The 12,920-nt window shown below is 33.1% G+C and carries 8 protein-coding genes; 2 read left to right on the top strand and 6 right to left on the bottom strand.

Annotation, left to right across the window (positions count from 1 at the left end):
• Positions 1 to 191: 191 nt before the first annotated feature.
• The gene (locus KQI85_RS00780; protein WP_216574132.1) at positions 192 to 2,576 is read right to left on the bottom strand and encodes a cation-translocating P-type ATPase; all 2,385 of its coding nucleotides are present in this window, start codon (positions 2,574 to 2,576) and stop codon (positions 192 to 194) included.
• A gap of 296 nt (positions 2,577 to 2,872) precedes the next feature.
• Here KQI85_RS00780 and KQI85_RS00775 point away from each other — a divergent pair, with 296 nt between their 5' ends.
• Both KQI85_RS00775 and KQI85_RS00770 read left to right on the top strand, forming a co-directional pair.
• A complete protein-coding gene (locus tag KQI85_RS00775; RefSeq protein ID WP_216574131.1) occupies positions 2,873 to 3,553 on the top strand; it encodes a DUF1653 domain-containing protein in 681 nt (226 codons plus the stop codon).
• Positions 3,554 to 3,665: 112 nt separating this feature from the next.
• Positions 3,666 to 5,024 carry an MATE family efflux transporter gene (locus KQI85_RS00770; protein ID WP_216574130.1) on the top strand — a complete coding sequence of 453 codons (1,359 nt, stop codon included), beginning with the start codon at positions 3,666 to 3,668 and terminating at the stop codon, positions 5,022 to 5,024.
• 83 nt (positions 5,025 to 5,107) lie between these two features.
• On the opposite strand, the gene KQI85_RS00765 is transcribed toward KQI85_RS00770, so the two are convergent.
• The 5 genes from KQI85_RS00765 to KQI85_RS00745 all read right to left on the bottom strand — a co-directional run bounded on the left by KQI85_RS00765 (position 5,108) and on the right by KQI85_RS00745 (position 12,690).
• On the bottom strand, positions 5,108 to 5,536 hold the full coding sequence (locus KQI85_RS00765; protein ID WP_216574129.1) for a GtrA family protein: 429 nt from the start codon (positions 5,534 to 5,536) through the stop codon (positions 5,108 to 5,110).
• Positions 5,537 to 5,623: 87 nt separating this feature from the next.
• Entirely contained in the window at positions 5,624 to 9,532 is a 3,909-nt protein-coding gene (locus tag KQI85_RS00760; protein ID WP_253293692.1) for an alpha-amylase family glycosyl hydrolase, read from the bottom strand.
• Positions 9,533 to 9,992: 460 nt separating this feature from the next.
• Positions 9,993 to 10,832: a MetQ/NlpA family ABC transporter substrate-binding protein gene (locus KQI85_RS00755; protein ID WP_216574127.1), complete on the bottom strand. Its 840-nt coding sequence runs from the start codon at positions 10,830 to 10,832 to the stop codon at positions 9,993 to 9,995.
• A 206-nt stretch (positions 10,833 to 11,038) separates the two neighbouring features.
• Positions 11,039 to 11,698, bottom strand: coding sequence for a methionine ABC transporter permease (locus KQI85_RS00750; RefSeq protein WP_371820500.1), 660 nt, complete (start codon positions 11,696 to 11,698; stop codon positions 11,039 to 11,041).
• Positions 11,699 to 11,700: 2 nt separating this feature from the next.
• Complete coding sequence (locus tag KQI85_RS00745) at positions 11,701 to 12,690, bottom strand: ATP-binding cassette domain-containing protein (RefSeq protein WP_216574126.1); 990 nt, start codon at positions 12,688 to 12,690, stop codon at positions 11,701 to 11,703.
• Positions 12,691 to 12,920: the final 230 nt, after the last annotated feature.

The raw sequence follows: 12,920 nt of genomic DNA, 5'->3' as shown, positions 1-12,920 counted from the left end.
ATGCAATATATGATATACGATATGTAATATATGATATACGATATGTAATATACGACATATGATATATAATAAAAGAGAAGAAGTTACAATATTCCATAACTTCTTCTCTTTTTAATTTCTAAACTTTAATCCAATTTTGACAAAGAGCATCTTCTTAAGATTTGTTCATAAGCCTTATTTTACTTTATGCCTTATTTTACTTTATGATGTGCTTTGTCTAACATCTTTCTATATATTTCCCTTAATTTGTGACATAACATTCCAAGATACCTAAACAATGCTTCAGATGCTATTGCAAATACGACAAGAAGCATTGTACATCTAATTGATATAGAAGCTATATCAAATAATTCGCCTGCATATCTCATTGATACAATAAGACCAATTACCATTGATACAAGTATCATTCCTCGCCATTTATTAACCGGATAACTTACTTTAAATACAATCATAAATCCAACTACAGCAAGAAGAATAGTACTTGCTGTTGCTATGTCTTCTGCTGATACATTAAATACTCTTCCAAATATAACTAATGAACATACTGCTATCGCATCTGTGAGTCCACCCGGCAGTGCATTAAACAAAACATTGCTTATAAACGAGCCTTTTATTCTGTTGGTATTATTCTCAAATGCCAATAAAAATCCAGGTATACCTATTGTAAAAGCACTTATAAGTGATATCTGTGATGGCTGAAGTGGATATGTTATCATAAATATCATAGCAAATATCGCTGTACATATTGAAAATATATTTTTTACAAGAAACAGGCTTGCAGATCTCTCAATATTATTAACAACTCTTCTTCCTTCAAGAACAACATCAGGGAGACATGAAAAATCTGAATCGAGAAGTACTATCTCCGATGCCTGACTTGCAACATCACTTCCTGATGCCATCGCTACACTACAATCCGCATCCTTTAATGCTAAAACATCATTAACACCGTCACCTGTCATAGCAACTGTATGACCTGTCGCTTTAAGTGCACTTACAAATGCCCTCTTCTGATCTGGCGTTACTCTTCCAAATACTGTATATCTATCCATCGCATCCATAATCTCATATTCATTAGTAAGTGTCTGTGCATCAATATAATTCTCAGCTCCTGTTATTCCTGCATTTTTAGCAACACAACTTACAGTAACAGGATTATCTCCTGATATAACTTTAATTGACACACCCTGTTTTTCAAAATATTCAAAAGTTGCTCTTGCTTCTTTTCTTATAGGATTCTGTATAACTATAAGTGCTAATGGAAGCACCGGCTTTGTAAGTGCTTTTCCATCAATTATTCCATCATATCTTGCAAATACTATAACTCTGCCACCCATCTTACCATACTCTTCTATGGTATCTTTATATTGTGCATACTGACTTCGTAGTACGAATTCAGGTGCTCCAAGCACATAAGCAACCCCATTATAAGTCTCACTGCTATACTTAGTAGCTGATGAAAACGTTGTTATACTATCAGGTCTTGCACCACCTGGTGTTGTAAAATACTCAGCCATTGCCTCCATTGTCTTATTATCTCTTGGCATATTGGCAGTAAAATCATTAAGCATAGCTTCTATATTATATTCATTACCATTATACAGTTTAACAACCTCTGTAACATGCATCTCATTCTCTGTTATTGTTCCTGTCTTGTCTACACACAGAACATCAACTCTTGCTAAAGTCTCTATACATTTCATATCATGAACAAGTACTTTTCTTGACGCAAGTCGTACAACACTTACTGCAAGTGCGACACTAGTTAACAGATATAATCCTTCAGGAATCATACCTATTATGGCTGCTGCTGTTGAAGTTACACTTTCCTTAAGTGAAGCATCACAATAATTATACTGTTGTATAAACATAATTAAACTAATTGGAATAATTGCAATTCCAACAAATACCAGAATTCTATTAAGAGCTTTTATCATCTCTGACTGCTCTCCCTGCTTCTGTTCTTTCGCCATAAGAGTTAGCTTAGAAGCATATGAATCAGCTCCGACTTTGTCAAGCCTTGCCCTACATTCACCTGACACAATAAAACTTCCGGATAATAGTGTATCGCCAGGCATCTTCCTAATCTCGTCGGCTTCACCTGTAATAAGCGATTCGTTAACATTAACTGCGCCATCAAGCACTATAGCATCAGCACATATCTGATTTCCACTTCTAAATATAACAACGTCATCCATTACAAGATCTCTTGCATTAACATCATATATCCTGCCATCTCTAACAACTACTGCTTTTGGTTCATTTAATAAAGATAACTTATCAAGCGTCTTCTTAGCTCTAATCTCCTGCACAATACCAATTGCTGTATTAGCTATTATTACTGGTAAAAAAGAAATATTCTTAAATGAGCCTACAAATATTAAAAAACCTGCAATTACTGCAAAAATAAAATTAAAGTAAGTACATACATTAGTCAAAACTATCTCTTTTATCGTCTTTGACGGCGATTCTACAGGTTCATTAGTAATGCCCTCCTCAATTCTTTGCTGAACCTGAATTGTTGATAACCCTAATTCCGGTGTTGGATTAAAATGTTTGTATTCGTTCTCTTCCATAGTTAGTCCTCTCTTTTCCGTTTAAATCAATTCTTTACACTTTTTGTTATTTTCGTCATTTTTTATCCCTCTTAAAATAAGTATAATACAAAATATGATATTTTTTATTTATTTTTTCTTAACAATTCTTACGATTTGTTTGACTTTAAAATAAATATAATATATGCTATTATTGTTTATATCTGACACTTTTACGCTTTACAGTATTTTACATATAACAATCACTGATATACATTTAGATATCAAATGTATATTTTCTGATTTTATAATAAATCAATTTTTTAAGGAGGATGTATATGAATAAGGACAGAATTCCAAGACAAGGCGAGATATATCGCCATTTTAAAAACAAATTATATCAGATAATTGCAATTGCAACTCATTCAGAGACTCGTGAATCTTATGTTGTATATCAGGCTCTTTATGGTGATTTTAGAACTTATATAAGACCTCTTGATATGTTCATAAGCGAAGTCGACCATGTTAAGTATCCGGCAGTAACACAAAAATACCGTTTCGAACGTGTTGATCGTGCTACACTTAGCAATCCTTCATACGATGACAATAGTATATTCACCGGTAATTCACCTGATGACTCATATGGAAACAATATATTCACCGGTAATTCACCTGATGACTCATGTGGAAACAATATATTCGCCGGCAATTCACCTGATGACTCATGTGGAAACAATATATTCGCCGGCAATTCACCTGATGACTCATACGCTAACAATGAGCTTGATGATCATGATGGGCTTATTAATCCATTGCTTGTTCAATTTCTTGAACTTGATACTTATAAAGAAAAGCTTGAATTCTTCCAGTCTATCATACCAAAGCTTGATGATCGTCTTACTAATGACATCTGCGTTGCACTTGATATAGCCTGTTCAGATACAAGCCTTGATGACAGAATCGCTCATATAAGAGATTATCTGCAGACACAGACAAGATTTGAGATAACAAGATTCTAAAAATGTTTATACAATCTGGCACATCGGACATAGATGTGCCAGATTATATATATATTAGGTTTTATATATAACATATTTTCACTATAACTTAAGAAAAGAGAGTACCATTATTATGAAAAGAAACAAAAAAGACTTAATGCTTAACGAATCTAATCTATACAAAGCCTTCATGTTACTTGTATGGCCTGTATTCTTATCTAACCTGCTAAAATCACTTCACGATCTCGTGGATACTTATTTTATTGGTCAGATGCCTAATTCAACTTCTGCCCAGGCAGCAATATCAATCGCATGGCCTCTAATCAACATATTCCTTGCACTAAGTACAGGACTTGCTGTTGCCGGCGTTGCAATCATAAGCCAGTATATCGGCATGAAGAGTATAGAAAAAGCAAGAAAAAACTCAGCAATGTTATTATCACTTGCTATTATCATAGGACTTATTATTAATGCATCTTTATTCATATTTGCACCAATTGTAATGCGTCTTATGGGAGCAAAAGAGGATATATTAGAGCTTGCTATTATATATCTTAGAATTCGCTCCTTTGAGATGACATTTTTATTCATCTTCACAGCATTTCAGGCGATAAGACAAGCAAATGGAGATACAACTTCACCTGTAATCATCTCATCAGCCGCAGTATTTGTTAACATATTTCTTACAGCTTACTGTGTTCGTGTCCTTAACCTTGGAATTGCAGGTGCTGCTCTTGCAACAATGGTAAGTCAGGCTATACAAGCTCCATTTTGCATAATAATACTATTTCGTGTAAAAGATAAAGAGATGCGCCTTCATCTATCTGACATGAAATTCAAACTTGATGATATGCGCAAATTATATGATATTGCGATTCCATCAGCTGCAAGTCAGGCTCTAAGTTCATTAGGTTTCCTTATACTTCAGGCTACTATACTTGACTTTGGTAAAAATGTTGCCGCAGCATTCAGTATTGGTAATAAAATCTCCAATCTTTTGCTTATTCCAACAGCTGCACTTGGTTCTATTCTCGCTGCATTCATAGGACAAAGTGTTGGAGCAGGCAATAAGGAGCGTGCACGAAATGCTTATAAAGTAAGCCGTAACATAGGACTTTTCATCTCAATAACAGGATGTCTTATTATATATCCTTTTAGAAAAGAGATGCTTAGTCTGTTAACTAACGATTCGCTCACTCTTAGCATATCAATGGAATATATATTCTGGGTTCTTCTAACCCAGCCACTTATGTCAATGTTCCAGAACTTTCTTGGACTTTTTAATGGCTCTGGTAATACGGGATTATCATTTAGAATGTCAACTGCAAGACTATGGGTTATACGACTTCCTCTTATTGAATGTTTCAAGCACTTCACTAATCTTGATCGAAGTGGTATATGGTATGCAATGGTTATAAGCAATATTCTTATCCTAATCTACGGAGCATTCCTTGCAAAACGAGTTGACTATGAACCTAAAGTTGCAAAATAAGTTTTCTGGTATTAAAAAATGGCTATGGTTCACAAACCATAGCCATTTTCATTATTAACTTTATAGTCAATCCTCTTTGTATGTTATTTTTTGTCTTTATATGCCCAAAACTTATTAAGAATAAAGTTAATTGGCACTGTAACTACCATATTCATAAGAGTTGCTATATAATGTGGTACTCCAAATATATCCTCTTCAATATATAATAGAATCGCCATAAGGAATAATCCTGTAACTGAATAAGATATATATACTTTTACCAGACCTTTAAGAAATGGCTGTTTCTCATTACCATCCTTAAAGACAAATCTTCCATTAAGCATATAAGATATAAATACTGTAATAATAAAAGCTATGATATTACTAGCCTGCGCTCCTAAATGAAGTACATAATAACTACCATTAGTTATCACATATGATAATACAGTATTTAAAGCTCCTACCATACCAAATTTAATAAATTGGATAATGGCTGTTTTCTTAGACATAATAAAACTTTTTAACTTTTCCATTAGTATTCTCCCATAAAATCTATCAGTATTGTAAAAAACGATGCATTAGCATTATACTCAACTTTAAGAGAAAATACAATGTATTTTTTAATGTCTTCCAAAATGCTTTAATATCTTAATTACTACTTTTACAATTTCTTTAATAACTTTTACAATCTTATTAATGATACCTTGTTCATTATTATCTTTAGTTGTTTCTTCTTCTGTTGTCTCCTCTGTTGTCTCTTCACTTGTCTCTTCTGTTGTTTCCTCTGTTGTTTCTTCTGTTGTTTCTTCTGTTGTCTCTTCGCTTGTAGCTTTAGTTGTCTCTTCTTCTTTTACATCTTCATATGCTGATCTTAATGCTGCATAATCAACCTGTATTGCTGTATAATCTTTTGCAAGTACAACTCCATTATATGCTTCTGTATCTATCTTAGTATTAGCATTAATTACTACTTTTTCACCTGTAAGCACATTAGTATATGTTCCATAATATTTTGATCCAAGTTCTGTAGTTACTTGAATAGCTTTATCAGAATTATTAACAAATACAAGAATTGTATTGTCTTCATCACTTCTTACATATGCCATAATATTATCTGCATCAGAAGTATCTATTATGTTAAAATCTCCTGTTCTTAAAGTCTTATAAGTCTGACGCATATTACCAAGCAGTGCATAATATTCTACAAGTTCTTTATTACCTTTGCCCCATTCCATAGCACGTCTGTTATCTGGATCATCTGAACCTGTCATACCAAGTTCATCACCATAATATATTGTTGGTGCACCAGGATATGTCATCTGAATTAATGCTACAAGCTGCTGCATCTTCTTAGCATTATCACTAGTCTTATCATATGTAGGGAAAGCTGCATCAAAACTCTTATCATCTCTATCATCAGGAACTCCATCAAGGAATGATAATAATCTTGCTGTATCATGTGAACCAACAAGGTTCATCATTGCATAGAATGCTTCCTGTGGATATCTTTCTCTTATCTTCTCAAGTTCTTTTGTTGCTTCAGTTGCTGTCTTATCACCTTTTGCATAGCCTAATACAGCAGTTCTAAATACATAATTCATAACTGAATCATACATATCACCAAGAAGATAATCTGTTGCATCATCCCATATCTCACCAATAATTACATTATCTGATGATAATGATTTTACAGATTTTCTAAAATTAATCCAAGTCTCATCTGATACTTCATTTGCAACGTCAAGTCTCCAGCCATCTGATCCTTCTCTTAACCAGTATTTAGTTACTGAATCTTCACCATCAATAATCTTATCAGCCCATCCTTCTGTCTGATACTCTGATCCATCTGTTGCAATAATTACAGGCATTGAATCATATCCCCACCAGCAATCGTATGAATATACATTCTTTCCTGCTCTTTCGCCAATTGTATCTATTGCTTCTTCATTTACTTCATTTTTTATATCAAACCAATTAACATAAGTATAATCTGTTACACCAAGTTCATCAAAGTGTGCTTTTGCAAGTGCTTTTGCTACTTCAAGTGATGTTCCATTCTCATTCATCTCATCATATACAAATGCCCAATATGGATATGCTCCAACGTATCCATCTCTACCTATGAATTTGTAATATCTGTCAAAATATATTGAATCATCTGATACATGATTAAATACACCATCGAGAATGACATGCATTCCACGTTCTTCACATGCATTCACAAGTTCAGTAAAATCGCCAAGATCTCCAAGTATAGGATCTATTTTTGTATAATCTGTTGCATCATATCTATGGCTTGATATTGATTCGAATACAGGATTAATATAGATTACATTAACACCAAGTGATTCAAGGTAATCAATCTTCTTAGTTATACCTTTAAGATCTCCACCATACATCTCATTACTCCAGTTGCCATCACCTTTAAATGCGAATGAAGGATATTCATCTCCTAGAAGTTCTTCCTGTTCCGGATTCTCTGGAAGCATATCCCATGATGGGAATTCATACATTGTTGCTCCTCTTGAAGCAAGCACTGCTTGATCATTAGTAGTATCTCCATTGTAGAATCTATCAGGGAATATCTGATAGATTACAGCATTCTTCATCCAATCAGGTGTCTTATAGTCTTTATCATATATAACAAGTTCATATGGATTAACGTCACTAAGTTCTGTTAACTGTCCCACACCATAATATCCATCATCATCACTATATACTTTTACATCTGATCCATTAGATACTGAGAAGAAATATGTATATTCTCCAATTGTATCAAATGAAGTTGTTACTGTATAACCGTCTGCAGTTTTTGTCATTGGAAGTCTCTTATTCTCTTTGCCATTTACAAAAAGAACTGCTTCTGTAACATCATCACCTGTTTTAATCTTAAATGTTACTTCTTCATCTGTTTTTACTGCTCCATATATACTCTTATATTCTGTATCTTTAGTATCATAATATACTTCATCTGCATTAATAAGCTTATCTGTTACATTTGAATAATATAACTTAGTCACAGGATCAAAATAGAATGTTACTTCTCTATCATTATCAAGTGTAAATTCTCCTATGTTATATGTCTCTGCGTCATAAGTAATTGAAAGGTCACTATATGTACCACTTGCTAATGCAACTTTTACACTATATACTCCTGAAAGTGATGCATCTATAAGTTTTGTTCCCTCTTCAATTCCTGTTCCATTTAGATATACATCAGCAAATATGTAATCAAGTGATGTAACTGATATATGTGAATCATCATTGTAATATACTGTAACATCCATTGTTTTAGTTACTGTTACACTTATATTACTTCCACCTTTGATACCTTTTGCACCATAATTCTCGTCCCATGAACCATCTATTGCAATCTTATATTCATAATTAGCTGCTGGAACGTTCTTGAATGTATATGAATATAATTTATCACCAAGATATGTCATCTTATTAGATGCTGCATCCCAGCTATTACCTGGAAATGTTCCCGGAATATATACATCTCTCTCAACATACTCACCATTGTCTTCAACTTCTACAGGATAGCCAAGTGTCTTTGACACATATGTATAATTATTGATACTGTCATATAACTTGCCATCTTCTGCATTATAGAGAAATACAACATTTGTATTGTCTTCTTCTACGTTTAGAGATACATTATTGCCGCCATACCAGTTGCCTGTATGATCGAATACACACTTATATTCATATTCGCCTTTATTGAAAACTTTCGAAAATACATATTTCGCAGGCTTTACATTATAGAAATCAAAACCTTCATAATATGATGGATCCCAATTAGTATCACCCATCTCTCTTACAGTTCCGATTAATGTTATTGTCTTAAAAGCATCTGCTGTATTAATTGAATCAGTACATATATTATTAATATAATCTGCATATACTGATATAGATGTTGCTCCTGCCGGTATTGTGACCTTTACATTATCACCGATTTCACCATTACTCCACTGTTTTTCATAAGCAACTTTATATTCTAAAGTTGTCTCTTCGCTAAGTGCTGGAAAAGTGAATGTCTTAATGAATCTTCCACCACCTGCATAATCAAGATCTGCCTTTGTTCCTTCTACTGAAGGATTCCAAAGTTCAAATTCATCTGATAATTTGTTAAGTTCCCCAACTAAAGTAGCACTTGATTTAAACTGGTCTTTATTGTTTACTGAATCAAATACTGTGTCGTTTAAAATATTAACTCTTACATATACAGTTTCTTCATCTGATACTGTTATGCTTCCTTCATATGTCTTATTACCTGCACCAGTCACATTATATGTATGACTTCCTGCACCAAGTGTTATCTTACTCTCATAATTACCACCTGTATATAATGTCATGGCTGTTTTTTCACCACCATCAACACTTAACAAGACACTGCTGTTTACAACAGCTTCACTGCTCTCATCAGCCTTTGCACTTACAGGTTTAAACCCATTGCCCCCTACAAGTGACAGCACCATAAGAAGTGCCAGGCAGAATGAAAGCCACTTTTTAGTTACTTTCCTCATACTACTTCCTCCTAACATACTATTATGTGCAGATTATGCAAAAACAACACACTCTTTTTCAACCCGTTGTGCAACTTTGCTAATCCGTACTAAAATTATAATATATTATTCGAAAATAATAATCAAGTCTTTTCGTAAATTTCGCATATTTTTTTGTAGTTTTTCACTATCTTTTTAGTTATAAGTTTTACTCTCTAATGATAATTTAAATTAACCTAAAATATAATTAGCATAATTTATATAATGGTTATTGCCCTGACTTAATTTTACCAAAAGTTTTACCTGACTCTTGACAAAAATCAAAAAAAAGGAACATAGTTGTAATCAATGACTACAACTATGTTAAAAAAATTTATCCCAACTCTTGACAAATAGCCCAAAAAAATAAGCTGAAATCTCACGACTTCAGCTCATTTTTATAAGGACTTTTTACATCCCATTTACAAAATATAATAATATTTTAGAAAAGTGGAACTACTCCGCCTTCATATTTTTCATTAATATATTCTTTTACTTTATCAGATAAAACAGCATCTACTAATGCTTTTGTCTTAGCAGAATTCTCATTGCCTTCTTTTACAGCAATAACATTAACATATGTCTCTGCTGCAAGTGAATCATCTGCTTCTACTGCAAGTGCATCATCTATACCATATCCTGCATCAAGTGCATAATTACCATTAATTGCTGCGATATCAACATCCTGAAGTGTTCTTGCTACCTGTGCAGCTTCTACTTCCTGAATATCAAGATTTAACTTATTTTCTTCAATATCAAGAATTGTCGCATTGATACCTGCATCTTTTTTAAGTGTAATTAATCCTGCTGATTCAAGTAATAATAATGCTCTTGCTTCATTAGTTGTATCATTTGGCACAGCTACTGTTGCACCTTCTTTTAACTCATCAAGTGACTTTGTCTTACCTGCATATAGACCGAATGGCTCGAAATGAACACCTGCAGCTGCCACAAGATGTGTATTATTCTCTTCATTGAAGTTATCAAGATATTTCTGATGCTGGAAATAGTTAGCATCTAATTCTCCATCTTCAAGTGCTGTATTAGGAATTATGTAGTCATTATATTCAACAACTTTTAATGTATATCCCTGTTCTTTTAATATATCAGCGACAACATCATTAAGAATCTCTGCATGTGGTGTTGGTGTTGCACCAACTGTTATTACTTTATCATCTTCTGATGAACTCTTCTTGTTACCACATCCTGTAAATACTGAAGCTACAAGGCTTGCTCCAAGCACTAATGCTACTGCTTTTCTCTTTAAATTCAATTTTCTCATAATATCATTCTCCTCTTTTTACATTTTATTATATAATGTGCATACAGATTCATATATTTGACCATTTATGATATATACAATCTTAGACCTATTGACTGCCTATCATATATCTGTTAATCTGCATATACTAATTAACACTATTTTATATTCTTCTCTTATAGACATTAGAATTGGATACTAACAATATTTATACTGCTTAATATTGTTTATTTAATTCTCTTATCAACTTTATTAACAAGTTTTAAACCAACTTCCTGGAATATCTGCACTATAAGAACTAAAAGTGCTACTGTAATTAACATAACATCTGTATGATATCTATAATATCCATAATTAGTAGCGATAGCTCCAAGTCCACCACCACCAACGAATCCTGCCATTGCTGAATATCCAAGTATCGTTGCAAATGCTATCGTACCACCAACCATAAGTGATGGTTTTGCTTCAGGTATCAATACTTTAGTTACAATTTGCAATGTTGATGAACCCATAGCTTTGGCTGCTTCAATAATTCCACCATCAATTTCTTTTAATGATGATTCTACCATTCTCGCAATGAATGGAACAGCTGCTACTATAAGTGGAACTATTGTTGCTGTTGAACCTATTGATGTACCGACTACAAGTCTTGTAAAAGGCATTATCGCAACAAGTAGTATTAAAAATGGAATTGATCTTACAATATTAATTATTGTTCCTGTTATAAAATTAACTACTCTATTCTTACATATACCATTAGTATCTGTAATATATACAATTACTCCAAGTGGAATTCCTATAATGTAGGATATAACTGTTGATACTATTGTCATATACATTGTCTCAAATATACCATTTAATAGTAATTCTCCCATTCCCTGTGGCATAACTAACGCCCCCTTTCATAGTGAATACCCTGTCTGTCAAGATAATCCTTAATTTTTTGAACTTTATCAGGATCACCTGGAAGTTCGATAAGCATCTGACCATACGCTTTACCACCAATATTCTCAGTATTAGCTCCAAGTATATTAACCATTGTCTGACACTCAATTGTAAGTGAAGATACAATCGGTTCGAATGCTGACTGACCGTCAAATACTATTCTAAGGACATCTCTATCTGTATGACTTACAAGATTAGTTTCCTCCGGAATAATAAGTTTCCTTGCTGTTTCAGACTTTGGATTCATAAATACTTCTCTTACAGTTCCAATCTCTTCTATATTACCGGCACTCATAACAGCAACTCTGTCACATATCTGCTCAACGACCTTCATCTCGTGTGTTATAACAACAATTGTTACATTAAGTTTTTTATTAATATCTTTTAAAAGTTCAAGTATTGAACGTGTTGTTATAGGATCAAGTGCGCTTGTCGCTTCATCACACAATAATACATCCGGATTAGTTGCAAGTGCTCGTGCTATAGCAACTCTTTGTTTCTGTCCTCCTGATAGTTGTGATGGATAAGCTGCAGCTTTATCTTCCATTCCTACAATATGTAATAATTCTTCAACTCTCTTCTTAGCTTCAGTTTTCTTAACTCCTGCAATCTCAAGAGGATACATAATATTGCCAGTTACATTTCTTTGTTCAAGAAGATTAAACTGCTGAAATATCATTCCTATCTTCTGTCTATATCTTCTTAACTCTTTATTGCTAACTTTTGTTATATCAACATCATCTATATATATACTGCCTTCTGTTGGATATTCAAGAAGGTTAATATGTCTTACAAGTGTAGACTTTCCTGCTCCTGAAAAACCTATAATACCAAAGATCTCTCCATCTTCAATCTGCAAGTTAACATGATTCGCTGCTACAACTTCGCCTGACTTCGTATTAAACTTTTTACTTACATTATCAAATCTAATCACCAAAAACACCACTTTTCTTTTAAGTTATTTGTTTATTAATGTTTCATAAGTATAACACTTGTTTTTCCAAAAATAAAATATGAAAAAACTTGTACTCGTTATAGGTTTTTCCTATATCAGCCTATGTCAATTATTGTTATTTCTTATATTTTTTCATATAATTCCTATTAATATGCAATACTATATAGAATCAATAAAACCGGTTTGCCATCCAATGTGCAAACCGGTTT

It is taken from the genome of Falcatimonas sp. MSJ-15, from assembly GCF_018918265.1.
GTDB lineage: Bacteria > Bacillota > Clostridia > Lachnospirales > Lachnospiraceae > Falcatimonas.
The sequence above is the reverse complement of the archived record's forward strand: the minus strand, read 5'-3'. Positions and strand labels throughout refer to the sequence as shown.

Excerpts from the sequence above, each read along its gene's own strand:
- KQI85_RS00750 (WP_371820500.1), bottom strand. The coding sequence starts at position 11,698 with ATGCCACAGGGAATGGGAGAATTACTATTAAATGGTATATTTGAGACA.
- KQI85_RS00760 (WP_253293692.1), bottom strand. The coding sequence starts at position 9,532 with ATGAGGAAAGTAACTAAAAAGTGGCTTTCATTCTGCCTGGCACTTCTT.
- KQI85_RS00780 (WP_216574132.1), bottom strand. The coding sequence starts at position 2,576 with ATGGAAGAGAACGAATACAAACATTTTAATCCAACACCGGAATTAGGG.
- KQI85_RS00755 (WP_216574127.1), bottom strand. The coding sequence starts at position 10,832 with ATGAGAAAATTGAATTTAAAGAGAAAAGCAGTAGCATTAGTGCTTGGA.
- KQI85_RS00775 (WP_216574131.1), top strand. The coding sequence starts at position 2,873 with ATGAATAAGGACAGAATTCCAAGACAAGGCGAGATATATCGCCATTTT.
- KQI85_RS00765 (WP_216574129.1), bottom strand. The coding sequence starts at position 5,536 with ATGGAAAAGTTAAAAAGTTTTATTATGTCTAAGAAAACAGCCATTATC.
- KQI85_RS00770 (WP_216574130.1), top strand. The coding sequence starts at position 3,666 with ATGAAAAGAAACAAAAAAGACTTAATGCTTAACGAATCTAATCTATAC.